The sequence below is a fragment of the Nissabacter sp. SGAir0207 genome, assembly GCF_005491205.1.
Taxonomy (GTDB): Bacteria; Pseudomonadota; Gammaproteobacteria; order Enterobacterales; family Enterobacteriaceae; genus Chimaeribacter.
The window spans coordinates 1,666,957-1,693,015 of sequence record NZ_CP028035.1; the positions used below are offsets into that span (position 1 = coordinate 1,666,957).

The 26,059-nt window shown below is 64.8% G+C and carries 18 protein-coding genes; 11 read left to right on the top strand and 7 right to left on the bottom strand.

The window, feature by feature from the left end:
• Nucleotides 1-1,090 precede the first annotated feature (1,090 nt).
• From C1N62_RS07160 to C1N62_RS07185, 6 genes are all read right to left on the bottom strand, one after another.
• Entirely contained in the window at nucleotides 1,091-2,542 is a 1,452-nt protein-coding gene (locus C1N62_RS07160; protein ID WP_137762976.1) for a serine/threonine-protein kinase, read from the bottom strand.
• 13 nt (nucleotides 2,543-2,555) lie between these two features.
• The gene (locus tag C1N62_RS07165) at nucleotides 2,556-3,485 is read right to left on the bottom strand and encodes a type VI secretion system-associated protein (protein WP_240775748.1); all 930 of its coding nucleotides are present in this window, start codon (nucleotides 3,483-3,485) and stop codon (nucleotides 2,556-2,558) included.
• A gap of 47 nt (nucleotides 3,486-3,532) precedes the next feature.
• Nucleotides 3,533-4,312 (bottom strand): PP2C family serine/threonine-protein phosphatase, encoded by a 780-nt coding sequence (locus tag C1N62_RS07170; RefSeq protein ID WP_137762978.1) that lies wholly within the window; start codon nucleotides 4,310-4,312, stop codon nucleotides 3,533-3,535.
• A complete protein-coding gene (gene tagH, locus C1N62_RS07175; RefSeq protein ID WP_137762979.1) occupies nucleotides 4,312-5,604 on the bottom strand; it encodes a type VI secretion system-associated FHA domain protein TagH in 1,293 nt (430 codons plus the stop codon). Before tagH ends, C1N62_RS07170 begins: the two co-directional genes overlap by 1 nt.
• A 106-nt stretch (nucleotides 5,605-5,710) precedes the next feature.
• On the bottom strand, nucleotides 5,711-6,079 hold the full coding sequence (locus tag C1N62_RS07180; RefSeq protein ID WP_168195831.1) for a T6SS amidase immunity protein Tai4 family protein: 369 nt from the start codon (nucleotides 6,077-6,079) through the stop codon (nucleotides 5,711-5,713).
• Between the two features lie 104 nt (nucleotides 6,080-6,183).
• Entirely contained in the window at nucleotides 6,184-6,672 is a 489-nt protein-coding gene (locus C1N62_RS07185; protein ID WP_137762981.1) for a hypothetical protein, read from the bottom strand.
• 250 nt (nucleotides 6,673-6,922) lie between these two features.
• Between C1N62_RS07185 and cbl the strand changes: the two genes are divergently transcribed.
• From cbl to cobA, 8 genes are all read left to right on the top strand, one after another.
• A complete protein-coding gene (cbl, locus tag C1N62_RS07190; protein WP_137762982.1) occupies nucleotides 6,923-7,879 on the top strand; it encodes an HTH-type transcriptional regulator Cbl in 957 nt (318 codons plus the stop codon).
• 57 nt (nucleotides 7,880-7,936) lie between these two features.
• Entirely contained in the window at nucleotides 7,937-9,196 is a 1,260-nt protein-coding gene (locus tag C1N62_RS07195; RefSeq protein WP_137762983.1) for a nitrate regulatory protein, read from the top strand.
• Nucleotides 9,197-9,448: 252 nt separating this feature from the next.
• Nucleotides 9,449-10,705, top strand: coding sequence for a CmpA/NrtA family ABC transporter substrate-binding protein (locus C1N62_RS07200; RefSeq protein WP_137762984.1), 1,257 nt, complete (start codon nucleotides 9,449-9,451; stop codon nucleotides 10,703-10,705).
• A gap of 9 nt (nucleotides 10,706-10,714) precedes the next feature.
• Nucleotides 10,715-11,587, top strand: coding sequence for a nitrate ABC transporter permease (gene ntrB / locus C1N62_RS07205; protein WP_137762985.1), 873 nt, complete (start codon nucleotides 10,715-10,717; stop codon nucleotides 11,585-11,587).
• Nucleotides 11,588-11,597: 10 nt separating this feature from the next.
• On the top strand, nucleotides 11,598-12,392 hold the full coding sequence (locus C1N62_RS07210) for an ABC transporter ATP-binding protein (RefSeq protein ID WP_137762986.1): 795 nt from the start codon (nucleotides 11,598-11,600) through the stop codon (nucleotides 12,390-12,392).
• A gap of 9 nt (nucleotides 12,393-12,401) precedes the next feature.
• Nucleotides 12,402-16,535: a nitrite reductase large subunit NirB gene (nirB, locus tag C1N62_RS07215; protein WP_137762987.1), complete on the top strand. Its 4,134-nt coding sequence runs from the start codon at nucleotides 12,402-12,404 to the stop codon at nucleotides 16,533-16,535.
• The gene (locus C1N62_RS07220) at nucleotides 16,532-19,147 is read left to right on the top strand and encodes a nitrate reductase (RefSeq protein WP_137762988.1); all 2,616 of its coding nucleotides are present in this window, start codon (nucleotides 16,532-16,534) and stop codon (nucleotides 19,145-19,147) included. Before nirB ends, C1N62_RS07220 begins: the two co-directional genes overlap by 4 nt.
• 35 nt (nucleotides 19,148-19,182) lie before the next feature.
• Entirely contained in the window at nucleotides 19,183-19,986 is an 804-nt protein-coding gene (gene cobA, locus C1N62_RS07225) for a uroporphyrinogen-III C-methyltransferase (RefSeq protein WP_137764940.1), read from the top strand.
• Between the two features lies 1 nt (nucleotide 19,987).
• Here cobA and C1N62_RS07230 read toward each other — a convergent pair whose 3' ends face one another.
• Entirely contained in the window at nucleotides 19,988-20,548 is a 561-nt protein-coding gene (locus tag C1N62_RS07230; RefSeq protein ID WP_137762989.1) for a YbhB/YbcL family Raf kinase inhibitor-like protein, read from the bottom strand.
• 238 nt (nucleotides 20,549-20,786) lie between these two features.
• Between C1N62_RS07230 and C1N62_RS07235 the strand changes: the two genes are divergently transcribed.
• From C1N62_RS07235 to C1N62_RS07245, 3 genes are all read left to right on the top strand, one after another.
• Nucleotides 20,787-22,181, top strand: coding sequence for a YchO/YchP family invasin (locus C1N62_RS07235; protein ID WP_137764941.1), 1,395 nt, complete (start codon nucleotides 20,787-20,789; stop codon nucleotides 22,179-22,181).
• Nucleotides 22,182-22,649: 468 nt separating this feature from the next.
• Nucleotides 22,650-24,350, top strand: a complete 1,701-nt coding sequence (locus C1N62_RS07240) for a chloride channel protein (RefSeq protein WP_137762990.1) — start codon at nucleotides 22,650-22,652, stop codon at nucleotides 24,348-24,350.
• Nucleotides 24,351-25,042: 692 nt separating this feature from the next.
• Nucleotides 25,043-25,993 carry a winged helix-turn-helix domain-containing protein gene (locus C1N62_RS07245; RefSeq protein WP_137762991.1) on the top strand — a complete coding sequence of 317 codons (951 nt, stop codon included), beginning with the start codon at nucleotides 25,043-25,045 and terminating at the stop codon, nucleotides 25,991-25,993.
• Nucleotides 25,994-26,059: the final 66 nt, after the last annotated feature.

Sequence of the window (26,059 nt, forward strand, 5' to 3'; positions counted from 1 at the left end):
AGCTTCCGGGCTGTCGGGCCGCGGCAGACGCGCTCCCAGCGCGACTGCCACTTTCGCGCACATCCCTGTGCGCTCACCCGGCCCGGAATCCTCGGTCGGCAATAATTAACGCCCCCACCTCCTCTGCAAATTCTCGGCTATGTGAGGAAATAGTTGGGGGTGGTATATGGGGAAGTTATTTCTGTTTAAAGGGTTCTGGGTTTTATGCGACTGGATATGTGGTGTTTAAGGTATACCGTAGACAAAAATACAATCAGCTCCACAGCCAATGCATTCCACCTTCCAAAAATAAAACTCCCCCAACTATTTCCTCACATACTCACAGCGCGCAGAGGAGGTGGGGGCGTTAAATCATTGCCGAGTGGAGTCGCAGGGCCGGGTGAGCGGGCACATCACACCTTCCAATAATAAAACTCCCCCAACTATTTCCTCACATACTTACAGCGCGCAGAGGAGGTGAGGGCGTTGAATCATTGCCGAGTGGAGTCGCAGGGCCGGGTGAGCGGGCACATCACACCTTCCAATAATAAAACTCCCCCAACTATTTCCTCACATACTTACAGCGCGCAGAGGAGGTGGGGGCGTTGAATCATTGCCGAGTGGAGTCGCAGGGTCGGGTGAGCGGACACATCACACCTTCCAATATAACCCCCAACTATTTCCCCACATACTTACAGCGTGCAGAGGAGGTGGGGGCGTTAAATCATTGCCGAGTGGAGTCGCAGGGCCGGGTGAGCGGGCAGGACGCCCGCGAAAGGGCCAGCCGCGCCGGGAGCGCGTCTGGGCCGGCCCGGAAGCCCGGAGACGCAGCGAGGGTCACCCGCGAGAGCGGGCAATGATTAGCCACTCCACCCAAAAGCGCGCGGGTGCAGGGCCGGCGCGCCGGCAGGCCCTGCTCGGTTGAGGCTCCGGGGTACAGGCAGAAAAAGGAACTCGAACAACCGAAACCCTTCTCCGGCCTAAGCTAGGCCACAGGCATTCGCTATGCCCGAAACCCTACTCCGCCCCCAGCGCGCCCACAGGCACCCACGAGTGCCTGAACCCTTCTCCGGCCTAGCGAAGTCACAGGCAATCGCAATGCCTGAAAACTTTACCTCCCCCCCTTGGGGGCGATTAACCATGTTCCCGCCCGGTCAATCTCCAGCGTCTGGCTACCGCGTGGCTGGGTGCCAGCGCGGATCTCCAGCTGGTAGTGACCGGCCGGCAGGAACAGCATCGCGAAGCCGCTGGTGTTGATCTTCACCTCCTGTGGCTGGCCGTTCAGCAATACCTGCTCATCGGGTTGCAGACGGAAATAGACCTGCGCCAGCGGCGTGCCGGGGGCGGCTGGGGCGGTGGCGCTGCTCGCCGGGCCATCGCCGCTGTCAGTTGCCGGGGCCAGCGCGGCCGGGGCGGGGGCGCGGTTATCCACGGTGGCCGGGTCTTGCGCGTCACCCGAGCCGGTCGCCAGCCAGGCGATGGCGGCGACCACGGCGGCCAGCACCAGCCCGCCAGCTACCAGCACCAGCCAGGGGCGGCTGGCGCGTGACTGATTGGCAGCCACCACCTCCGCCACCGGCACCGCAGCGGCGGCGGCCGGGTGGGCGGCGTTCAGCACCGCGGCTGGCGCGGTCATCGGCGAACTGGCAATCTCATTCACCTCGGTGACCGGCAACTCCAGCTCGGCGGCCATCTGGTCAATCGACTGCGGACGATCCTCCGGCTTCAGCGCCAGCGCATGATCCACCACCTGCAACAGCCCCAGTGAATAGCCAGCGGGTCGGCGCTGCACCAGCGGTACGTAACTGTCCTCAATGCTGCGCACCACGCTCACCGGCGGCGGCGCGTCAGCAATCAGCGTATGCAGCACCGCGCCCAGCGCGTAAATGTCCGTCCACGGCCCCTGCTCGCCGTCGCTCTCCTCCATATACTGCTCAATCGGCGCGAAGCCCGGCTTCAGCATCACCTCGGTCTCGTCAGAGAGGTTGCCAATCTCCTTGCGCGCCGAGCCAAAATCGAGCAGCACCGGCAACTGGTTCTCCTGAATCTGGATATTGTCCAGCGAGATATCGCGGTGCAGGTAACCCTCCTGATGGATGGTGCGGATGGCGCTGAACAGCGGCGGCAGCAGCTGGCGGATCCACGCCTCGTCCATCACCTCCGGTTGCTGCGTCTTCAGGTTCTTCAGGCTGGAGCCGGTATAGAACTGGGTGCCCATATAGGCGGTGCCGTTCTCCTCCCAGAAGCGCAACACATGCAGCAGGCCGGGGTGGGAGAAACGCGCCAGCAGGCGTGCCTCCTGGATAAAGCTGTGCAGCCCGGCCTGGAAGGTCTTGCTAAAGCGGTCACTGCGCACGCCTACGCTCAGATCCTCGTTGCGCTGCGCCAGCTTGGTCGGCATGTACTCCTTGATGGCGATCACCCGCTCCAGCTGGTGATCGTAGGCGCGGTAGACAATGCCGAAGCCGCCCTCGCCAATCACCTCCAAAATCTCAAACTCCCGGAAACGGTAGCCTACCGGCAGGCTGTTGGAGGGGCGCTGACTCTGTTCAATTCCCGACATAGTGGCTTCTCTGTTAGTTAACCGTACGATAGGCCGCAGCGGCCGGGTCGCGCATTTCAGGGCTGACCTTCTCCACTAGCAGGAAGGTCAGGGCAGTGCTGGTCTGGGGCAGCAGCGGCAGGTAGGCGGCCTGCGCCAGCCCCATCGCCTGCTTCAGCGTGTCCGGATCGGCGGCCTCTTTGCGGCTGATCTGCAACACCACGCGGCCATCAAAGCGCCAGGCGTGCAGCGCCGGGTCAAACGGCAGCAGCAGGAAGCTGTCCGGTGCCTTCTCACTGTTGGAGAGCAGCATCTGGCGGTTGTCGGCGCTCACCACCGCCAGCGCGGCGCTGGTTGGGTTGAGGTTGGCGAGCGGGAAACCGCGGTAGAAGGTCAGGGGCGTTGGCGCGGCGCTGGCGGAGGGGGTCACGCTGACCTCGCTGCGATCGGTCATCCAGCCATCCGGGGTGCAGGTGACGCTATCGCCGCTTGGGATGAACATCGCACTGCCGTCGCGTTCGGCGTCCCAGAAGGTGCGGATATGGCAGCCGTTCGGCAGGGAGAAGGTAATGGGCGTCTGACCATCGGCTGGCGCGCCGGGCACTGCCGGGCCAGCGGCGGCATCGGGCAGCACCACCGGCTGCCACTCGCCGCTCTTCAGCGCATCGCCCTGTGCCAGCCGTGCGCCCTCCTTATTATTCAGGGTGAAGGCGAGGTGGGTGGTCTCGGTACACTGCTTCTCAATCAGGGTGCCGACGCGCGGCAGGAAGTCGTTCAGCACCGCCGGGTCTTTGCTCTCCAGCGAGACGATCCGCAGCGGCAGCGTCGGCTGGCACCAATCTTCCGGCTGGTTGCTCTTGACGTCATCGATGTAGATCTCCAGCTTCAGGCTGGGCGAGTAAGCCAGACGGTAATCCTGCGCCTGCGCGGCTGGCACGGCCAGCAAGGCGACAACTCCTGACATCCATAATTTCATAGCGAACCCTGACTGTGTGTAGGTAGACATAAGCCTCAACCCCGTTTCGACGGCATAAAGCGGCCGGCATCCGGAAAGGAGTGCATCAGGGTGGTCTCCTGTGGGGAGCCGACCCAAACGGCAATGGCACTGTAGTTATCACTGTTGTTTTCGTTCTGCCGGGCGCGATCCATCAACGCAATCCACTCATTGGGCGAGTTGACCATGTGCAGCGACTGCTCCAGCTCCGCCTCGGTGAAGCTGTGCCAGAAGCCGTCGGTGCAGAGCAGGAACACGTCGCCATCCTCCAGTTGCAGCACGTCGCTGTAGCTGGCGTCCCGCGCCTCATCCAGCCCCAGCGCGAAGTAGAGCAGGTTGCCATTGATCCCCTGCGTGGAGAAACCGGCGTCCTTCATCTGCTGCACCAGACTGTGGTCGGTGGTCACCTCCGACAGGTAGCCACGGCGGAACAGGTAGAGTCGGCTGTCGCCCGCGTGCGCCCAGTAGGCCAGCGAGTAGTCGCGATCGATGAACAAGCTGACCAGCGTGGTGCCCATCTTCGCCAGCGTGGCGTCTTCGCGCTGGCGACGGCGGATGGCGGCGTTGGCCCCGGTCACGTAGCGGCGGATGCTCTGGGCATCCAGATGCTGCTCGCCATCAAACTGCGCCAGAATGGCGTCCCGCGCGATCCTGGCCGCCACCTCACCGCCGGGCAGGCCAGCGATGCCGTCACACACCACAAAGCAGGCAGAGCGCTGGCCAATCACCTCACCGGTCTGGTCTTGATTGGTGGCACGGCTGCCGCGCTGCGAGGTGGAGGCGATCGTTATATTCATCATTCGTCCGGTTTGATCTGGGAATCTTTGTACTGGTTGACCTCGGCGTCATAGGCGCGCAGGAACGCCTCGCCAAACAGCGTGTGGAAATCGTTCTCCACCTCACCGGCGGTCTTTTGATAAGTGCGGGTGAAGTGATCCCACAGCGCCCCCTTGCGGCTGGGGGAGAGCGAGAAGCGCGGCGCGTTGCCCTCGCGGCGCGCCTCCTCCTCCAGCCGGTCTGGGTTGAAGGATTGCAGCATGGCGGAGATGATGGCGCGGATGCCAGCGATCATCCCCAGCTGGTGCGCCTGCAAATCAATCAGCGCATCGCGCACCGCCTGCTCCGGCGGCATAAAGCCCGGCATCTTGCTGCCGAACATCTGCATCAGCACGGTTTTGCCCGAAGGCAGCAGCTTGAACGGGTTATTGGCCTCATCAAGGATCATCGTCATCTCCGCCTTCACGCCGCGCTTGAGGATCGAGCGCGAGGAGAGCAGGGCGACGGTGCCCTGTGAGAAGAGGCTCAGCAGGCGGCCCACCTCGTTGAGCTGGTGCTCATCGAAGCGCGGCGGCGGTTGCAGGTCATTCAGCCCCATCCCCTCCAGCAGCGCGTCGAGCATGTTGCCATCCAGCGCCTGCTGGCTACCGTGCAACAGGTTGCTGTGGCGCGGCACCGGTGGCGCGGTGTAGCCCACCGGATCGATGCCCAGACGGCCGGGGCGCACCGGTGCGCGCGGTGTCTCCACCGGGGCCGGGGCAGTGGGCAGCGGGGCCTCCTGCATCGCCTGCTGGCGCATCAGCAACGCCTGCTCAGCGCGCTGCTGCGCCTGCGCGTCATAGGGGGCGGCGGGCTGCACGAACTCGGCCTGATCCTGCGGCACCACGGGCGGCACAATCACCGGCTGCGGCGCAACGACCGGCTGGGGGGCCGCAACGGGTTGCGGCGGCACTGCCTCGGCGGGCGGGGTGGTGTAGGAGGGCGGCGGGGCCGACTGGCTCAGGTCGGTCACCTGCAACTGGTAGTCATCGATGTCCAGCAGGTCGCCATCCTGCAACTCCACCTGCCGACCGCGCTCCAGCGGGATGTCGTTGAGCACCACCCGCGTCACGTTGCCGCGGTTGGTGATGCGGCACTCACCCTCTGCCGAAATATGCACGATGGCCTGCAACCGCGAGATGGCGCGGTCCTCATCAGGCAACACCAGGTTATTGTCCACGCTGCGGCCGATGGTTCCGCCGGGCGGCAGGAAGTCAAAGCTGCTTTGCGGGGGAAAATGGCCCTGTTTACTCTTAACAATCGTGAATCGCATAACATATTCCTGCAGTGGTGTCTGGCGCGGGCGCCCCACCGGGCATCCGCCCGCGCAATGGCGCCGGGGCCGGCTGACGGCGGCCGGCCGGTCGCACCCTTATGGGTTACGGTTGGTCAAGCTGCGCGGCGAAACGGGCAAACAGGCGGCCCGCCTCCCCGCTGTGGTAGAGGTCGATACAGGCGACGGTGTGATAGCTTCCCGCCACCGGCCCGGCAAAGGGGCGGTCGAGGAAGCGATCGATCAGGGCATCGCCCGCGCTATAGGCCGCGGCGGGCAGCAGGCTCTTCCCGGCATACAGGGCCGCCGACCGGTGGGCGTCCGCAGAGAGCGCGCTGGCGCTGTCCGCCTTGGCAATGCAGCGGCTAAACAGCCAGTTGCGGAACAGCGCCTCCTGGACGGGTTCGGCTGGATGGATCGCGAGGGTTGCTGCGTTGTCTGATGCCCGGGCACCGGAGCCAACATTTACCGCCACCAAAACCAGCAGCGATTTTAAACAAATACCAATAGAGTTTTTACTGCTTTTCATTAGAATTTTTACTTATTCTTAAAATCCAGGGTGAAGGTCAACCCGGTCACTCACTCGATGATCCAGGTCTCGGACGCATCCTTGCAGGCTTTGCTGTCTTCGCCGACCGTCACGCAGTCATTTTTCGCCTTCACGCGGCGCGGGCGATCCTGGCGCAGGGTCGCCTGATAGTGGGTGCTTGGCACCCCCGCGTTGAAGGGCACGTAACCAACCAGATTGCCCTCCTTCTCTTCACTGATCGCCAGCCAGCGGTTGTTCGGCTGACCAATCACGTAAAACGGCTTGGCATTGGTGAGGTAACCCACCACCTGGCCGCCGTAGTCCGGGCGGGTCATGATGCTGGCGGCATACAGGCTGGTGTATGGCTGGTTAATCGGTTTCAGGCTGGCCGGCACCTCAATGGCGCGGCGGTGCTTGAGCGTCAGGTCGCCGACCTGACTGGTGATGATGTCGTCCGGGCCATCCTTGTGCAGCGGGCCGGATTTACAGGCGCTAAGCGCCAGCGTTGTCAACAGTACCAGCATGATGCGTGTTTTCACAATGTCCTCTTTGTTGTCCGGCTCACTTCTTGAACGGATATATTTAGCGCTAACGGAACGCGAATGCGAATTCATTTAGCCCAATTATATTGACTCAGCGCCCTGATTGTACTGAAAAAAAGCCAGAAGAGTAGATTCTCAGATTCCCTTTAGCGCAGAATGGCATAAGTGTTGCGTTTTTCTTCTTTTGCATCAGGCCTATTCCGCCGTATCTATAGGCTTATCTGAAGGATGCATAAGGAGATAAATCGTGAACTTCCAGCAGCTAAAAATCATCCGCGAATCCGCGCGCTGCGGCTTCAACCTGACTGACGTGGCCAACGCGCTCTACACCTCCCAATCCGGCGTCTCGCGCCATATCCGCGAGCTGGAGGAGGAGCTGGGGATTGAGATCTTCATCCGCCGCGGCAAACGGCTGCTCGGCATGACCGAGCCGGGCAAGGAGCTGCTGGTGGTGGCGGAGCGCATCCTCAATGACGCGGGCAACATCCGCCGGCTGGCCGATGTCTTCAGCAACAGCGACAATGGCGAACTGCACATCGCCACCACCCACACCCAGGCACGCTACAGCCTGCCACGCATCATTAAGGAGTTCCGCGGCCTCTACCCACGCGTGCGCCTGACCCTCAATCAGGCGACGCCGGAGGAGATTGTCGCGATGCTGCACAGCGGCGAGGCGGACATCGGCATCGCCAGTGAGCGGCTGATGAGCGATGAGGATGTGGCGGCCTTCCCCTATTTCCGCTGGCACCACGCGGTGGTGGTGCAGGCCGGGCACCCGCTGGCGGAGCAGGGCACGCCAGTAACGCTGGAGCAACTCAGCACGCTGCCGCTGATCACCTACCGCCACGGCATCACCGGGCGCGGCAAGGTAGACGCCGCCTTCAAGCACGCTGGCCTGACACCGGACATCACCCTTAGCGCGCAGGACTCGGATGTGATCAAGACCTATGTCGAGCTGGGGCTGGGCGTCGGCATCGTGGCGGACATGTCCGAGGATCGCGCCCGCGATCAGGGGCTGATCTACCTCAACGCCGAGCACCTGTTTGACGCCAACACTGTCTGGCTGGGGCTAAAGCGCAGCCAGTTGCAGCGCAACTTCGCCTGGCAGTTCATCCAACTCTGCAACCCGGCGCTCTCCCTGACTGAGATCAAGGAGAAGGTGTTCGCCAGCCAGCTGGAGACGGTGGGCGACTACCAGATCTGACCCGGCACGCTTCTTGCAGCACAGTGCTCCTGGCTTTTGCTGATGGAGTGCTGGCTGATGACCCCCACCCCAGCCCGCTTGCGGGCGCAAGACTTTATCCTCGCCTCAAAACAGAGTGAGATTGCCGGCCTGCGCCAGCTGCTGCACACCGGCACGCTGGTGGCGGCGGTCAGCGCGCTGGTGCACGCGCTGCAACGCGAGCGCGGCCTGAGCAACATCCACCTCTCCAACCCTGCCAGCCCGGCGGCGGCCCAGCTACCGGCGCGCATCCTTGCCGCTGACCGGGCGCTGGAGGCGATCCACCCGCCGCTGGCGCGACTGGATCGCGCCCACCCGCAGGCGGGCAACCTCAGTCGGCTGTTTAACCGGGTGGCGGGTGCGCTGCACGGGCTGGAGGGGCTGCCAGCGCTGCGCGAGGCGGTGGCGGCGCAACGCCTCGCGCCGTCGGCGGCGCTGCAACGCTACAGCGACATCATCGCCCGCCTGCTGGGCGTGGTGTTTGAGGCCGCCGACGGCTGCGGCAACCCGGCCATCTCAAAGGCGCTGATCGCGCTGTTTGGCCTGATGCAGGGCAAGGAGCTGGCGGGGCAGGAGCGGGCGCTCGGCGCGGCGGGCTTTGCCGCCGGGCAACTGGAGGCGGCGGCGCAGCAGCAGTTGATCGACCTGATTGACGGCCAGGAGCGCTGCCTCCAGACCTTTCTGGCGTTTGCCGACCGCGCGGCGCTGGCCAGCTGGCAGGCGGGGCCGGGGCAGGGCAACCCGGCCTTTGAGCGGCTGCGGCGGGCGCTCTGCACCGGCCGTGGCCCGCTGCCGCCGGAGACGGCGCAGCCGTGGTTCGAGATCGCCACCGCGCGCATCGACGCGATGAAAAGCGTGGAGGAGGGGCTGGCGGAGGCGCTGACCGCCGGTTGCCGGCAGGCATTGGCGGAGGCGGAGCAGATGCTGGCGCGCCAGCATCTCAGCCTCGCGCCGCTGGCGGCAGGCGGCTATGCGCTGCTATTGCCAGCGGGCGACGGCGAGGCGCGCTATCAGGCCGATGGCGTCAGCCCGCCGCTGGGCCGGGCGATTCTGGAGGTGATTCAGGAGCAGGCTCAGCACTTGCAACGGCTGTCGGCGGAGCTGGCGACGCTGCGTACCACGCTGGATGAGCGGCGGCAGGTTGAGCGCGCCAAGGCATTGCTGATGCAACACCGCGGCCTGAGCGAACCGGCGGCGCACAAGGCGCTGCGTGATTTGGCGATGGCGCAGAACAAAAAGCTGGTGGAGATCGCGCAGGCACTGCTGGCGGTGGGCGACATGCTGGCCCCGCCCGGCTGAATGCCCCTGTTCAGGGCAAGGATTGCCATCTGATGGGGCAACGGCCGCGCGGCAGGCGGGGGCATTGATGCCAAGCCGCTGATTTAAGGCTGTTTTACGAAGTGGCACACCCCTTGCATTTCATTGATACCCCTTTTCGCTAATGGCGGCGAAAACGTGGGGCTCCCGGATAAAGGCGTCCGTTATTGCACAGCGCAGGCTGTGCAGTAACCGGACGCTTTTTTTGTTTTTGTCCCTTGAGAAGGAACCACCATGACGCGAGTGACCTCCCGCCCGTTCTCCCCCTCCCGCCGCCGCCTGTTGGCAGGCGGCGCGGCACTGGGCGGCGGCCTGCTGCTTCCCGGCGTGCTGAATGCCGCCTGGGCGGCGGGCAGTGACGCCCCAGAGCAGCGCGAGATCCGGGTCGGCTTCATCCCGCTGACGGACTGCGCGCCGGTGGTGATGGCGGCGGTGAAGGGCTTCGACCAGAAGCACGGCATCCGCATCCTGCCAAGCAAGGAGGCGAGCTGGGCGGCGGTGCGTGACAAGCTGGTCTCCGGCGAACTGGATGCCGCCCACGTGCTCTACGGCCTGCTGTATGGCCTGCAACTGGGGCTGGCTGGCCCGCGCCACCCGATGGCGCTGCTGATGACCCTCAATCAGAACGGGCAGGCGATCACCCTCTCCGAGGCGCTGCAACAGGCGGGCGCCACCGATCCGCAGGCGCTGCACCACTGGATCCGCTCACAGGCGCCGGGCAGCGTCACCTTTGCCCACACCTTCCCGACCGGCACCCACGCCATGTGGCTCTACTACTGGCTGGCGAACGCTGGCATCCACCCGTTCAACGACGTGCGCAACGTGGTGGTGCCGCCGCCGCAGATGGTGATGAACATGCGCATCGGCAACATGGCTGGCTTCTGCGTCGGCGAGCCGTGGAACCAGCGCGCCATCGCCGATCGCATCGGCTTCACCGCCGCCACCAGCCAGCAGATCTGGCCGGATCACCCGGAGAAGGTGCTGGGCTGCCGTGACGAGTGGGTGCGTGACCACCCCAACAGCGCGCGCGCCCTGACCACGGCGGTGCTGGAGGCGGCGCGCTGGATTGATGCCTCGCCAGCCAACCGTCAGGAGACGGCACAGGTGCTGACGGCGCGCGCCTACATCAACACCCGGCTGGCGCTGATCGCCGGGCGGATGCAGGGCGAGTATGAGAATGGCCTCGGCCAGCGCTGGCAGGAGGCGCACCCGCTGCGCTTCTTCGCCGACGGCGAGGTGAACTACCCGTGGCTCTCGGACGGCATCTGGTTCCTGACCCAGTTCCGCCGCTGGGGGCTGCTGAAAACCGACCCGGACTACACCGGCGTGGCGCAGGCGATCAACCGCACGGCGATCTACCGTCAGGCGGCCAGCGCGCTGGGCATCAGCGTACCGGCCGGCGAGATGCGCCGCAGCACACTGATTGACGGCAAGGTATGGGACGGCCGCGACCCGGCTGGCTACGCCAACGGCTTCACCATCAAACGATAGGGGAATGAGATGAAAAGCAACCTGCAACCACAGTCCGCCCGGCCGCCCGCCAGTAGCGCGACCGTCATCCCGCTCAACCCGGCCACGCCGGTTCGCCCGCGCCCGGCCCGGCTGCGCCCGCTGCTGCAACGCCTGATCCCCGGCCTGCTCGGCATGGCGCTGCTGCTGGTGGTGTGGCAGGTGGCGGCGCTCAACAGCCACGGCTTCCCGACGCCGCTCACCACCTGGGAGGCGGCGCGCACGCTGTTCGCCGATCCCTTCTACAACGCCGGGCCAAACGATCAGGGCATCGGCTGGAACGTTATCGCCTCGCTGCAACGGGTCGGCATCGGCTTCGGGCTGGCGGCGCTGGTCGGCATCCCGGCGGGCTTTTTGATTGGCCGCTTCACCTTTCTGGCGCGGATGCTCAACCCGGTGATCTCACTGCTGCGCCCGGTCAGTCCGCTGGCGTGGCTGCCGATTGGCCTGCTGCTGTTCCAGCGCGCCGAACCGGCCTCCACCTGGACCATCTTTATCTGCTCCATCTGGCCGATGATCCTCAACACCGCCGAGGGGGTGGCGCGGGTGCCGCAGGACTACCTCAACGTGGCGCGGGTGCTGAAGCTCAACGAACTGACGGTGATGCGCCGCATCCTGTTCCCGGCAGTGCTGCCGCATGTGCTGACCGGCGTGCGCCTCTCCATCGGCATCGCCTGGCTGGTGATTGTCGCTGCCGAGATGCTCACCGGCGGCGTCGGCATCGGCTTCTGGGTGTGGAACGAGTGGAACAACCTGAACGTGGAAAACATCATCATCGCCATCGTGGTGATTGGCGTGGTCGGCCTGCTGCTGGAGCAGGGACTGATGGCCATCGCCCGCCGCTTTACCTATGACGCCCGCTAAGGAGAGAGCCATGCCGACCCATCCCCTGATTGAGGTACAGAACGTCAGCCAGCGCTTCACCACCCCGCAAGGCAGTTTTTTGGCGCTGGACAATGTCAGCTTCTCGATTGCCGCTGGTGAGACGGTGAGCCTGATTGGCCACTCCGGCTGCGGCAAATCGACGCTGCTCAACCTGATCGCTGGCCTGACCCGGCCGAGCGAGGGGGTCTTGCTGTGCGACAACCGCGAGATTGACGGCCCCGGCCCGGAGCGCGGCGTGGTGTTCCAGAACCACTCGCTGCTGCCGTGGCTCACCTGCTACGAGAACGTGGCGCTGGCGGTGCATCAGGTGTTCCGCGGCCAGATGAACCGGGCGGAGATGCGCGACTGGATCGAGCACAATCTGGCGCTGGTGCAGATGGGCCACGCCCGCGACAAGCGGCCGGGGGAGATCTCCGGCGGCATGAAGCAGCGCATCGGCATCGCCCGCGCGCTGGCGATGAAACCCAAGGTGCTGCTGATGGACGAGCCGTTCGGCGCGCTGGATGCCCTGACGCGCGCCCACTTGCAGGACGCGGTGATGGCGATCCAGCAGCGGCTGCACACCACCATCGTGCTGATCACCCATGACGTTGATGAGGCGGTGCTGCTCTCGGATCGGGTGCTGATGATGAGCAACGGCCCGGCCGCCCACGTCGGGCAGATCCTGCCGGTGACGTTGTCACGCCCACGCTCGCGGGTGGCGCTGGCACAAGACGCTACCTACCTGCATGGCCGCCAGCAGATTTTGCAGTTCCTCTATGCCAAACAGCCCAGCGTGGCCTGAGGAGGCAAGATGAGAGAGCGGCTGGTAGTGATTGGCAATGGCATGGCCGGGATGCATCTGGTGGAGACGCTCTGCCGGCTGGCCCCGGATCGCTACGCCATCAGCGTGGTGGGCGCGGAGCCGTACGGCAACTACAACCGGGTGCTGCTCTCGCCGGTGCTGGCGGGCGAGCAGCGCGCCGAGGAGACGCTGCTGCACCCGCTGGCATGGTATGCGCGTTACGGTGTCACGCTCTATGCCGGTGAGCGCGCCCTCGGGATTGACCGCGCGCAGCAACAGGTCATTACCGCCCAGCGCCGACTGGCCTATGACCATCTGGTGCTGGCGACCGGCGCGCAGCCGGTGCGGCCGCAGGTGACGGGCCATGCGCTGCCGGGGGTGATGGGGTTCCGCACGCTGGCGGATGTGGAACAGATGCTGGCGCACTGCCAGCCCGGCGCACCGGCGCTGGTGCTGGGCGGCGGTATCCTCGGCATTGAGGCGGCCGCGGCGCTGGCGCAGCGCGGCATGGCGGTGACGCTGGTGCACCGCCACGCCACGTTGATGGAGCGCCAGCTTGACGCGCAGGCCGGTGCGCTGTTGGCCGCCGATCTGCGCGGGCGCGGCATCACGCTGCGTCTGGGCTGCGAGGCGGCGGCCTTCCACGGCGACGGCGCGCTGGCTGGCGTGACGCTCACCGAGGGCGACACCCTGCCCGCGGTGCTGGCGGTGGCCTGCCTCGGCGCGCGCCCGGATACCACGCTGGCCGCCCATGCCGGTCTGGCCTGTGGGCGCGGCATTCAGGTGGATAACCAACTGGCGACCGCCGATCCGGCCATCTCGGCCGTCGGCGAGTGCGCGCAGGTAGGCGACTTCACCGCCGGGCTGGTGGCGCCATGCCGGGAGCAGGCGGAGGTGCTGGCGGCGCGGCTGTCTGGCCAACCTGCCGGGGCGTGGCAGCCGTCGCCGCTGCCGACGCGGCTGAAAGTCACTGGCATCGCGGCCTTCTCCAGCGGCGAGATCACCGCGTATCCCGGCGACACCCTGCACCACACCTTCGACCCGCTGGCGCGCCACTACCGCCGCCTGCTGGTGCGCGAGGGCCAGCTGCGCGGCGTGATGCTCTACGGCGACACCGATGACGCCACGGCCTACCACCACCGGCTCGGGCAGCCGGTCACAGACACCCTGTTGCTGGCCGTTCCGGCGGCTGGCGCTGACACATTGGGGGCGGCCGGGGCCGTCCCGCAGAGGAGCAACCCGATGACCACGATCCCTTCTGAACGCCCGGTGCTGCTGCTGGCTGGCCACGGCATGGTCGGCCACTACCTGCTGGAGCAACTGGTGGCGCGCAACCTGCACCGCCGTTACCAGATTATCGTCTGCGCCGAGGAGGCGATGCCCGCCTATGACCGCGTGCACCTGTCAGAGTTTTTCGGTGGCCGCAGCGCCGCCTCGCTCTCGCTGGTGGAGGAGGGCTTCTTCGCCCGTCACGGCATTGAGTTGCGGCTTGGCTGCACGGTGGCGGCGATTGACCGCGTGCGCCGCTGCGTCACGGACAGCCTCGGGCATGAAACCCCTTACGACCTGCTGGTGCTGGCCACCGGCTCCGCCCCCTTTGTGCCACCGATCCCCGGCCACGACCGCCCGCACTGTCTGGTCTACCGCACGCTGGATGATCTGGAAGCCATCACCGCCAGCGCTCAGGGCGCGACACGCGGGGTGGTGATTGGCGGCGGGCTGCTGGGGCTGGAGGCGGCCCACGCGCTGGCGCAGCTCGGGCTGGAGACCCACGTGGTGGAGTTCGCGCCGCGCCTGATGGCGGTGCAACTGGATGAGGGCGGCGCGGCGCTGCTGAAGCGCAAGATCGAAGCGCTCGGCGTGGCGGTGCACACCCGCCATGAGACCACCTGCATCACCGACGGCGAGCAGGCGCGCCACCGCCTCTGCTTCGCCGATGGCAGCGCGCTGGAGAGCGATCTGGTGCTGTTCTCCGCCGGTATTCGCCCGCGTGACGCACTGGCGCGTGACAGCGGGCTGGCGGTCGGCCCGCGCGGCGGCATCGTGATTGATGACCAGTGCCGTACCTCCGATCCGGCGGTGTTCGCCCTCGGCGAGTGCGCGCTGTGGGAGGGGCGCATCTTTGGGCTGGTGGCCCCCGGCTACCAGATGGCGCGGGTGCTGGCCGACGCGCTGGCCGGTGGTGACAGCGCCTTCACCGGCGCAGACATGAGCACCAAACTGAAACTGCTGGGGGTGGAGGTCGCCTCGCTCGGCGATGCCCACGGCACCACGCCCGGCAGCCAGAGCTACAGCTGGGTGGATGGCCCGGCGGAGATCTACAAAAAGATCGTGGTCTCCGCCGATGGCACGCGGCTGCTGGGCGCGGTACTGGTGGGCGACAGCAGCGACTACCCGACGCTGCACCAGATGATGCTCAACGGCCTGCCGCTGCCGACGCAGCCGGGCAGCCTGATCCTGCCAGCCAGCGCCGGTGCGGCCCCGGCGCTCGGCGTGGCGGCACTGCCCGACAGCGCGCAGGTCTGCTCCTGCCATAACGTCAGCAAGGGGGACATTTTGGCGGCGGTGGGCGACGGCTGTGGCGACATGGCGGGCATCAAGGCCTGCACCAAGGCCGCCACCGGCTGCGGCGGTTGCTCGGCGCTGGTGAAACAGGTGATGGAGGCTGGGCTGGCGGCGCAGGGCGTGGAGGTGAAGCGCGACGTCTGCGAGCACTTCCCCTGGTCGCGGCAGGAGCTGTACCACTTGATCCGCGTCGGCCAGATCCGCACCTTCCCGGCGCTGCTGGCGAAGCATGGCCGCGGCCACGGCTGCGAGATCTGCAAGCCGCTGGCGGCCTCACTGTTCGCCTCCTGCTGGAATGACTACCTGTTGGCTGCGCCGCACCGGCCGCTACAGGACACCAACGACCGCTACTTCGCCAACATCCAGAAAGATGGCACCTATTCGGTGGTGCCGCGCATCCCGGCTGGCGAGATCACCCCGGATGGCCTGCTGGCGATTGGCGCGGTGGCGAAGCGCTTCAACCTCTACACCAAAATCACCGGCGGCCAGCGCATCGATTTGTTCGGCGCGCGGCTGGAGCAGTTGCCGGAGATCTGGCAAACGCTGGTGGAGGCGGGCTTTGAGACTGGCCACGCCTACGGCAAGTCGCTGCGTACGGTGAAATCCTGCGTCGGCTCTACCTGGTGCCGCTACGGCGTACAGGACTCCACCGGCCTGGCGATTGAGCTGGAGAACCGCTACAAGGGGCTGCGCGCGCCGCACAAGATCAAGATGGCGGTCTCCGGCTGTACCCGCGAGTGCGCCGAGGCGCAGAGCAAGGACATTGGCGTCATCGCCACCGACAAGGGGTGGAACCTCTACGTCTGCGGCAACGGCGGCATGAAGCCGCGCCACGCCGAGCTGCTGGCCGCCGATCTCGATCGCGAGACGCTGATCCGCACCATCGACCGGCTGCTGATGTTCTATATCCGCACCGCCGACCGGCTGCAACGCACCAGCGTCTGGCGCGACAATCTGGAGGGCGGGCTGGAGATGCTGCGCAATGTGGTGCTGCATGACGCCCTCGGCATCGCCGCCGAGCTGGAGCAGGAGATGGCGGCGGTGGTGGCGAGCTACCAGTGCGAGTGGCGTACCACGCTGGACTCCGCCAGCGAGCGGGCGCAGTTCCGCCCGTTCCTCAACAGCGATCGCCCGGATGAGGCAGTGGTGCAGGTGCAGGAGCGCGGCCAGCCGCGTCCCGCTGACACGCCAGTGGCCGTGCCCATCAGCCCGCCCGGCGAGGGGTGGGAGGAGGTGGGGGCGCTGGCGGCCATCCCCGCGGAGGGCGGCCGGGCGGCGCGGCTGGGTGCGCAGCAGATTGCGCTGTTCCACCTGCCGCACACGCCAGAGAAGGTGTTCGCGCTGGAGAACCGCGAGCCGGGCAGCGGCGCGAATGTGCTGGCGCGCGGCCTGACCGGCGACGTGCAGGGCGAACCGGTGGTGATCTCACCGCTCTATAAACAGCGCTTCCGCCTGCGCGACGGCGTGAGCCTCGACCAGCCCGGCGTACAGCTGGCCTGTTGGCCGGTGCGCATTGAGCAGGGGCGCATCTGGGTCTGCCGCCAGCCAGTGACGGCGGCCGTGCCGGAGACCGCATGATGGCGGCGCTGCGCAGCACCTGCCCCTACTGCGGCGTCGGCTGCGGCGTACGCGCCGAGGTGACAGAGGGCCGCGTGACCATCAGCGGCGACGCCCAGCACCCGGCCAACGCCGGGCGGCTCTGCGTCAAGGGCAGTCGGCTGGCGGAGACGCTCGATCTGCAAGGTCGGCTGCTCTACCCAGAGGTGGCGGGCGTGCCGGTGAGCTGGGAGAGGGCGCTGGCGCAGGTGGCGGACGGCCTGCACCACACCATCACGACGCACGGCCCGCAGGCGGTGGCCTTCTACGGCTCCGGTCAGCTGCTGACCGAGGATTACTACGTCGCCAACAAACTGATGAAGGGCTTTATCGGCGCGGGCAACATGGACACCAACTCGCGCCTCTGCATGGCTTCGGCAGTGGCTGGACACAAGCGGGCGTTTGGCGCGGATTGGGTGCCGTGCAGCTATCAGGATCTGGATCGGGCCGATCTGGTGCTGCTGGTTGGCTCCAACGCCGCCTGGGCGCACCCGGTGCTCTACCAGCGGCTGGTGGCCGCCAAACAGCAGCGGCCGCAGATGCAGGTGGTGCTGATTGACCCGCGCGCCACCGCCAGCGCCGATCTGGCCGACCGCCATCTGGCATTGCGGCCGGGCAGTGACATCGCGCTGTTCAACGGGCTGCTGCACTGGCTGCACCAGCAGGACGCGCTGGACAGTGCCTTTTTAAGCCAGCACACCGAGGGGGCGCAGGCGGCGCTGGCCGAGGCGGCGACGTGGCCGGTGACGCGGGTGGCGCAGGCGTGCGGGCTGGCGCAGGCTGAGCTGGTGGCCTTTTTCCAGCAAGTGGCCGCCGCCCCGCGTCTGATGACGCTCTTTTCAATGGGCATCAACCAATCCAGCGCGGGCACCGATCAGGTTAATGCCATCACCAACCTGCATCTGGCAACCGGGCAGATCAACCGGCCGGGCTGCGGCCCCTTCTCACTGACCGGCCAGCCCAACGCGATGGGCGGCCGTGAGGTGGGCGGACTGGCCAACCAACTGGCGGCGCACATGGGCTTCAGCCCGGAGGAGGTGGATCGCGTCGGGCGCTTCTGGGGAAGTGACAACGTCACGCACGCGCCGGGGCTGAACGCCACCGCGCTGTTTGAGGCGCTGGAGCGCGGGCAGGTGCAGGCGATCTGGATCATGGGCACCAACCCGCTGGTGTCGTTGCCGGACGCCGACCGCGCCCGGCAGGCGCTGGCGCGCTGCCCGCTGGTGATTGTTTCTGAGGTAATGCGCGACACCGACACCGCCGCGCTGGCGCATATCCGTTTGCCAGCGCTGGCGTGGGGCGAGAAGGAGGGCACCGTCACCAATTCGGAGCGACGCATCTCGCGCCAGCGCGCCTTCCTGCCGCCGCCGGGCGAGGCGCGCGCTGACTGGTGGATCATCAGTGAGGTGGCGCGACGGCTGGGCCACGGCCACGCCTTCGCCTACACCCATCCGCAGCAGATTTTTGTTGAGCATGCGGCGCTCTCCGGCTTTGAGAACCACGGCCAGCGCGCCTTTGACATCAGCGCGCTGGCGACGCTCACCCCGGCGCAGTACCGCGATCTCACCCCGCAGCGCTGGCCGCTACCGGCGCTGCCGCGTCCTGATCGCGCCTTCTGGCACACGGATGGCAAGGCGCGGCTGCTGGCGGTGCGGCCGCCCGCGCTGCCGGTGGCCGCGGGCTACCCGCTGGTGATGAACAGCGGCCGCATTCGCGACCAGTGGCACACCATGACCCGCACCGGCAAGGCGGCGGCGCTGATGCGCCACATGCCGGAGCCGCTCTGCCTGCTCCACCCGGATGAGATGGCGGGCATCGCGCCCGGCGATCTGGTGCGCGTCAGCTCGCCCCGCGGCTGGCTGCTGCTGCGGGCGCAGGCCGACGCTGGGCAGCCGCGCGGCACGCTATTTGTGCCGATGCACTGGAATCGCCAGTTTAGCGCGCAGGCGCGGGTCAATGCGCTGGTGGCGGCTCAGGTTGACCCGGTCTCCGGCCAGCCGCAGAGCAAATACACGCCGGTGCGGGTGCAGCGCTGGCCAGCGGTTTGGCAGGCGGAGCTGTTTTTGCGCGGCGAGGGCGCGCCACCACCGGCGGTCGGCTACTGGAGCCGCGTCACCCAGCCGGGCGTCAGCCACTTCATCGTGGCGGACATCGCCCCGCTGGCGGATGCCGCTGGCTGGCTGCGCGCCCTGTGCGGCGACGATCTGCTGCTGCAACCGGCCTGGATGGGAGAGGCGTGCCACCTGCTTGGCTGGCGTGAGGGGGTGTTGCAGGCGGCGCTCTACCTGCACCCGCAGCGCCTGCCGGTGATAGACCGTGAGGCGGTGGTGGCAGCCTTTGTCACGCCGCCGGAGGGGGCCGCGGCGCGGCGTGCGCTACTGGCCGGACGTGCGCCGGGTGCGGACGCGCCGCGTGGCGCCATTATTTGTAGCTGCGTGGGCGTCGGGGAACAGGCCATCCGGCAGGCGGTGGCGGCCGGTTGCGACACGCTGGAGGCGCTGGGCGCGGCGCTGAAGTGCGGTACCCAATGCGGCTCCTGCCGCCCGGAACTGAAAAAATTGCTGGGCTGCCACGCAGCCCAAGGGGGAGTGTGATGAATTACGCCAACATGACCGATCCGGCGGCGCGGATGGCCGCCCTGTTCAACAGCCTCTGCCAGCGCCCCACGGCGGCGGGCGAGGTGTGGCTGGTGGGCGCGGGGCCGGGGGACGTGGAGCTGCTGACCCTCAAGGCACTGCGGGTACTGCAACAGGCAGAGGTGGTGGTCTATGACCGGCTGGTCTCGGAAGAGATTTTGGCGCTGGCCCCGCCCACCGCCCTGCGAATAGACGTCGGCAAAACGCCCGGCCGCCACACCCTGCCGCAGCCGGAGATCAATGCGCTGCTGGTGACGCTGGCACAGGGCGGCAGCCGGGTGGTGCGGCTGAAGGGCGGCGATCCCTTCATCTTTGGCCGCGGCGGCGAGGAGCAGGCGGCGTTGCAGCAGGCTGGCATTGCTTGCCGGGTGGTGCCGGGCATCACCGCCGCGCTGGGCTGTGCCGCCGCCAGCGGCATTCCGCTTACTCACCGCGCCTGTGCCCAGTCGGTACGGCTGGTGACCGGCCACGGCCGCGACGGCGCGCCCGATCTCGACTGGCGGGCGCTGGTGGCGGAGCGGCAGACGCTGGTGTGCTACATGGGGCTGACCCACTGCGACCCGCTGGCGCAGCAGCTGATGGCGCATGGCATGGCGGCCACGATGCCGGTGGCGGTGGTGGCGCGCGGCACCCGCACTGACCAGCAGGTGTGGACGTGCACGCTGGCGACGCTGGCGGAGACGGTACGGCGGGCGCAACCGCCGTCGCCGAGCCTGCTGATTATTGGTGAGGTGGTGACGTGCTACCGTGCGCCGGGCGTCGCCAGCCCGGCGCAACAGGGGGTGGTGGCGGGCTAGCTTACTGGCCGAAACGGCCAATCAGCCCGGCCGCGCCCTTGGCATGGCCCTCCAGCGAGCTCATCAGCCGCTCACGATCCAGCCCGGCGGGCAGGGCATCCGGCGCAAGGTCGGTGGCGATCAGGGTAAAGGTGTAGTGGTGGTAGCCAGAGCCAGCGGGCGGGCAGGGGCCGTGCCAGGCCAGCGTCTTGCGGCTGTTCGGCCCGCCGGTGAAGCCCTTGCCGTGCGTCAGGTCGCCCTGCGCGAAACCTTTGGCATCGACAGGGATGTTATAGGCTACCAGGTGGCTGACACCCAGCCCGTTGCGCCCCTCCGGGTCATACACCAGCAGCGCCAGGCTCTGGGTGCCCGGCGGCACATTCTCCCACGCCAGCGCCGGTGAGAGGTTCTCCCCGGTGCAGGAGGCGTTGCCCGGCGTGGCCCCGGCGAACTTCTGCGCCAGCAGGCTGTTGTCGGCAAAGTCAGGGGAGCTGAGGGTAAAGGGCGCGGCAGCGGCTGGCAGGGCGGCGAGGGTACTGGCGAGCAGGCTGGCGGCCAGCGCGCAACGGGCAGGAAGACGCATAAGAACTCCTTATCTATCAACGGGTAAAAACATCGGCTTACACAGCATAGATCACTCTGGCGTGCCGTAGCACATTATTTAACCCCTTGGCGTGCCAGCAGACAGGCGTAGAAAGACAATCACAGCAATAGTTGTTTTTTTGCTCACATTCGTTAGGATAGTGCGCTTGTTAATTAAGATGACGGTAATGAAGTACGTTCTCTCCCCCTCCAGATGTCGCCTCTGTGTGGCCCTACTGATGCTGAGCGATGCCGGCAGCGCAATGGCGCTGACGGAGGATGCCCTGCACCCGCTGGCCCATGCCGACCAGAGCGCCCCGGCCGGCGACGACAACTCCATGTTCAATGCCGCCACCGTGCAGGAGATGGCCAAGGGCCTGCCGGAGCTGGGCAGCACCCCCAGCACGCCGCGCTATACCGAAACGCAGCTGGCGACGCTGGCGAAAAACTTTGGCGAGCAGGTGGACAGCAGCAGCAGCCAGTCACTGGGCGAGCAGGCCAGCAATCTGGCGCTGACGCAGGCGGCAAAGCTGGTGCAGAAGGATGCCAGCGCCTTCCTGTCGCCGCTCGGCACCGCCAGCATCGGCCTGACGGTCAATGACGGGCGTTTCACCGGCACCAACAGCCAGCTGTTCAGCCCGCTGTATGAGAGTGGCGATCAGGTGACCTACAGCCAGGTGGGGGTGATTGACCAGAGCGACCTGACGCTCGGCAACGTCGGCGTCGGCCAACGTTGGGCGGATGGCCGCTGGCTGTTTGGCTATAACGCCTTCCTCGACCGGGATTTTGAGCAGGAGCAGATGCGCGGCAGCATCGGCGCGGAGGCGTGGACGGACTTCCTGCACATCTCTGCCAACTACTACCACCCATTGAGCGGCATGATCCGCGTGCCAGACAGCACCACTGAGGTGCGGCGGCAGGCGCGTGGCTATGACATCACCACCAAGGGTTACCTGCCCTTCTACCGCCAGCTGGGCGCCAGCCTCAGCTATGAGCAGTATCTGGGCGACAACGTTGACCTGCTGGGCGATGGCACCCGGCAGAACAATCCAGTGGCGGTGTCGCTCGGCCTCAACTATACGCCGGTGCCGCTGGTGACCCTCACCGCCAAGCACCAGCAGGGGGAGAGCGGCACCAATCAGGATCAGGTGGGGCTGTCATTGAGCTACCGGCTGGGGGTGCCGCTGAAGCAGCAGCTTTCGCCCGCCTATGTGGCGGAGGCCAACTCGCTGCGCGGCAGCCGCTTTGACGCGGTGGAGCGCAACAGCACGCCCGTGCTGGAGTTTGCCCAGCGCAAGAGCCTCAGCGTGTTTCTGGCGACGCCGCCCTGGACGCTGCGCCCCGGTGAAGTGCTGGCGCTGAAGGTACAGATCCATGCCGAGTACCGCATCACCGCGCTTAGCTGGCAGGGCGATACCCAGGCGCTTAGCCTGACGCCGCCGAAGGACAATGATGACCCGCATGGCTGGAGCATTATCATGCCCGCCTGGGACGCGACCCCCGGTGCCAGCAACAGTTATCGCCTCTCCGTCACCCTGGAGGATGAGAAGCAGCAGCGCGTCACGTCGAACTGGATCACCCTGACGCTGGAGTCGCCGCTGACCGCCAGCGCGCCGCCAACCCGCACCTTCTGACACACCCAATGGCACGCCGCACGGCCGCCCGCTGGAACCGCCCAGCAGGCGGCCGTGCTTTTTTTTGTGCGAATTCAGCAGAAAAACCATGTGGTTTGGTGAAATTTTAGAAAAATGCTTTGGGTTTTAGCGGAATTTCATCATGACTTAAGTGGGGTGTGGGGAGGTTTGCTCTTAAAATTTAACTCTGTTGTTTAGCCTGTTTTGAACTGTGATCATCTATTTTACTTTCAGAAAGTTCGCATTACCCTGTAAGGATGCTGAGCAACTGCTGACAGGATGTTGCGCCCAACAGTGAGAGCATGCACCCACCGGTGCCAGGTATGGCGATTGCGCGAGACCCGCCAAGCGGCTTCCTTCACCGATTCCGAAAGTGTTCCAGCGCCGGAGAGTGGATGAGGCCCCCACTGTTTTTTATGGCATTATGCCGGTAGAGATCTACTAATAATCCCTTAGCTACGAGCATACATGACGTTGAAAGCCTTTGATTCATGGAATAAGAGTGATTTTTTTAATCTGCTCCTGGCGTTGCCGGTCGGCATCATTGCCGCGCTGGTCACCGTGCTGTTCCGGGAGGCTATCTCCGCCGTTAATGGTGTTATGTTCCAGGATGGAACCGATATCACGCGCGCATTCCTGGAGTATCCGCGCTGGATCTGGCCGCTGATCACCGGCTGCGGTGGGCTGGTGGCCGGGGCGCTGCTGTGGCAGGCGCGGCGGGTAGAGGCGCGTCAGGGCAGCGCCCCGGACTACCTGGAGGTGATCGATCGCCGCCTGCCGGGCATCCCCGCGCAGGGCACGCTGTGGCGCGGCCTCTCCTCGCTGGCCAGCATCGCCAGTGGCGGGTCGATTGGCCGGGAGGGGGCAATGGTGCAGCTCTCCGCGCTGAGCGGCAGCCTGCTGGCACAGGGCGCGCGCCTGCCGACGGTACGGCGTGGCGATGTGATTGCGATGGCGGCGGCCGGTGGGCTGGCCGCGGTCTACCACGCGCCGCTGGCCGGGGCGCTGTTTGTGGCGGAGATCGCCTTTGGCGTGACGGCGGTGCAGCGGCTGATTCCGCTGTTTATCGCGGCGGCGGTGTCGGTGCTGACGGTGCGCTCCCTGACCGGTGACGCGCCCCTCTACTTCTATGCCGCTGCCACCTTTGAGCCGGGCGCGGGCGCGCTGTTGACGGTGCTGCTGATTGGCGTGGCCGCTGGCGTCGCCGGGCCGCTGTTCCTCTCTATTATTGAGCTGGCCCGCCGCGCCTTCAGCCCGATTGCCCATCCGGTGTGGCGGCTGGGGCTGGGCGGGGTGCTGGTGGGCGGCGTGGCAATGGTGTCACCGCTGGTGCTGGGCAATGGCTTTGAGGTGATTGACCGCCTGCTCAACGGCGGCGATCTGGCGACGCCACTGCTGGCGCTGCTGCTGCTCAAGGTGCTGGCGACGGCGCTGACCGTCGGCTCCGGCGCGGTGGGCGGGCTGTTCACCCCCTCGCTGCTGGTGGGGGCGGCCGCTGGGGCGCTGGTGTGTGCCAGCCTGCACGCCCTCGGCATCGACCCCGGCCCGATGGGCCTGTATGCCGCCATCGGCATGAGCGCCATGCTGGCCGCCACCAGCCATGCGCCGCTGATGTCGATCATGATGGCGTTTGAGATGACGCTGAACAGTTCGCTGCTGTTCCCGCTGATGCTGGCGACCGCCATCTCCTATGTTGTCGCGAGCTGCTTTGCCACGGCCGGGGCCTATCCGGTGCTCAATCGCCACAATGCGCGCTTCCAGGCGAAGAGTGAATTTGAGACCGGCACCATCGGGCCGCTAATGAATCGGGAGTGTTCGTTCGTGGTGGAGAGCGCCACCGCCGCCGAGGCGATGCGCGAGGGATTGAAGCAGAAGACGCGCTTTGTTTATGTGATTAGCGGGGAGGGGCGGTTCCTGGGCGTGGTCTCCACCAGCGATCTGGCCACCGGCATCATGGAGGGGTCACTGGCCGCCGAGGCCACAATTACGCCCTTCATTATTAAGGAGTTCACCACGGTATATCAGGATGCGCGCTATGAACAAGCGTGGGCGCTGCTCTCCGATTCACCGCTGGAACGGTTGCCGGTACTCGATAATGCCGAAAATCGCCACTTATTAGGTGTAATTACCAAAGCATCGCTGCTGCATAAAGCGCAGGAATTTCTTTAAATCGAGAATCATTCTTTTTTACAACGCCCTGGCAATAAATTCCTATTTTTAGTGTGGGTATTCTGCACCAGCCAGGGCCTTATCTAAAATTAGCAGGCTTAATGTTTTATTTGTATAAAATCTTTTTTATCAAATTTCACATAAATAAAGGGATTTCACTTTAGGTGTTTCTTAAAAAATCCTTATAAATCAATGGATAGTATTATGTTTGTTGATAACTTCATTTAATTTTCACAATAAAATGTGAGGCATGTATCACAATTGTTTGAGTTAAATGAGCGGAGGTGATGAATCGAGGGTCATAAATATTTTAAATGATTGCTATTCCTGTTAGTGGGATAAATCCTATTTATGGGGTGAGCGTTTTACATTAAGAACCATTGGGATAGTATCTGATTTGTGAACAGATTGTTGATTATGGCTTTTCATGAATTTTGGAAGGGCCAAAGCATTAGAGAATTGCGACTATTCTCAATGGAATAATTACCCTTTGCGCGCTATTACTGTTGTACATAATTATTTTAATGAATTTATGGCAATCTGGCGGTAGATGCTCAAAAAGGAGCCACAACAGGGCAGCCACACTAACCATTTTATTTCGACACACACCAGAGCCCACAAGGGATTGGGTACGGAAATAATACGATATTTCTTAAGCTTACTGGATATGAGCAAAGATGAAGGAAAAGCGCATGAGTGACTATAATAAATTAACCATAAAGAATCTGGATGTATTCATCCCGCCAAATGAAATCTCTCATTTGCGCTGGAAGGAATACCAGATCCTTTCACTATTATTTGCCCGTTCGCCTGAGTTGGTCACCCGAGCCGAAATCATCGAAAATATCTGGAAGGGGACCTACTGCTCTGATTCCACTATCAATCAGACAATTAAGTCGATTCGGCAAAAAATTGGTGATGAGGATCACGTCCTGATTAAAACCATCCCGCGCGTTGGTTATAAGATAGATCGAAAAGAGTTATTTCACTTCCTGAACGAAGATGAAGCATTAGATTTTAATACTAAACCGGGTACCCAGAAAAAGGAGAGCCGGCCAAGTGAGCCTACCGCCCCCGTGGAGGAGCCGCGCGCCGCGCAGCACCATTCCGCCCCGGTAGAGACCGTGCTGCCCCAGGCTGAATTGCCGGTGGCGGAAGAGCAGGTGGCAGTCAGTCATCAGCCTGAAACACAGAGTGTGGAAAGTGAGTCCATCGTGCAACACGCACCCACCGAGCCTGCTCAGACAGTGCCGGATGTCAAAAAAGGACCCTTTACCCGTATGCGTGATCTGGTCAACTTCGGCGCAAGCTGGAGATACCTCACGCTGGTTGCTCTCTCTTTGATCATTGTTGGTCAGCTTTTTTATGAAACTACACACACGTCCGGATCTGACAGTAACGGTAAAAATGTTGTTCTGATTTTGCGGGTCAACCCATCGACCCTGGGATTGCAGCCCAACCGCGAGGCCACCCTGCAGCAGGGGTTCTCCCAGAGCGCGCCGCATGACAGCGTGATCTGCATGGTGAACATTCCTGACCGCCACTCGGTGACCTCGGTCTGGCTGCTCGACCATGTTAAAAAGGGTTGTATGCTGAATAATGATAATAGTGGCTTAACCATTAACCCCGGTATTCCACTGTAAATCATGGATGCAGGCCGGCAGGACGGCGAATTTCATTTTTTCACCTGGTTGTTTTATTAATTGTTA

Coding starts and splice junctions, on each gene's coding strand:
- C1N62_RS07160 (WP_137762976.1), bottom strand. CDS start 2,542: ATGTCGGGAATTGAACAGAGTCAGCGCCCCTCCAACAGCCTGCCGGTA.
- C1N62_RS07165 (WP_240775748.1), bottom strand. CDS start 3,485: ATGTCAGGAGTTGTCGCCTTGCTGGCCGTGCCAGCCGCGCAGGCGCAG.
- C1N62_RS07170 (WP_137762978.1), bottom strand. CDS start 4,312: ATGAATATAACGATCGCCTCCACCTCGCAGCGCGGCAGCCGTGCCACC.
- tagH (WP_137762979.1), bottom strand. CDS start 5,604: ATGCGATTCACGATTGTTAAGAGTAAACAGGGCCATTTTCCCCCGCAA.
- C1N62_RS07195 (WP_137762983.1), top strand. CDS start 7,937: ATGACCCCCACCCCAGCCCGCTTGCGGGCGCAAGACTTTATCCTCGCC.
- C1N62_RS07200 (WP_137762984.1), top strand. CDS start 9,449: ATGACGCGAGTGACCTCCCGCCCGTTCTCCCCCTCCCGCCGCCGCCTG.
- ntrB (WP_137762985.1), top strand. CDS start 10,715: ATGAAAAGCAACCTGCAACCACAGTCCGCCCGGCCGCCCGCCAGTAGC.
- C1N62_RS07210 (WP_137762986.1), top strand. CDS start 11,598: ATGCCGACCCATCCCCTGATTGAGGTACAGAACGTCAGCCAGCGCTTC.
- nirB (WP_137762987.1), top strand. CDS start 12,402: ATGAGAGAGCGGCTGGTAGTGATTGGCAATGGCATGGCCGGGATGCAT.
- C1N62_RS07220 (WP_137762988.1), top strand. CDS start 16,532: ATGATGGCGGCGCTGCGCAGCACCTGCCCCTACTGCGGCGTCGGCTGC.
- cobA (WP_137764940.1), top strand. CDS start 19,183: ATGGCCGCCCTGTTCAACAGCCTCTGCCAGCGCCCCACGGCGGCGGGC.
- C1N62_RS07230 (WP_137762989.1), bottom strand. CDS start 20,548: ATGCGTCTTCCTGCCCGTTGCGCGCTGGCCGCCAGCCTGCTCGCCAGT.
- C1N62_RS07235 (WP_137764941.1), top strand. CDS start 20,787: ATGCTGAGCGATGCCGGCAGCGCAATGGCGCTGACGGAGGATGCCCTG.
- C1N62_RS07240 (WP_137762990.1), top strand. CDS start 22,650: ATGACGTTGAAAGCCTTTGATTCATGGAATAAGAGTGATTTTTTTAAT.
- C1N62_RS07245 (WP_137762991.1), top strand. CDS start 25,043: ATGAGTGACTATAATAAATTAACCATAAAGAATCTGGATGTATTCATC.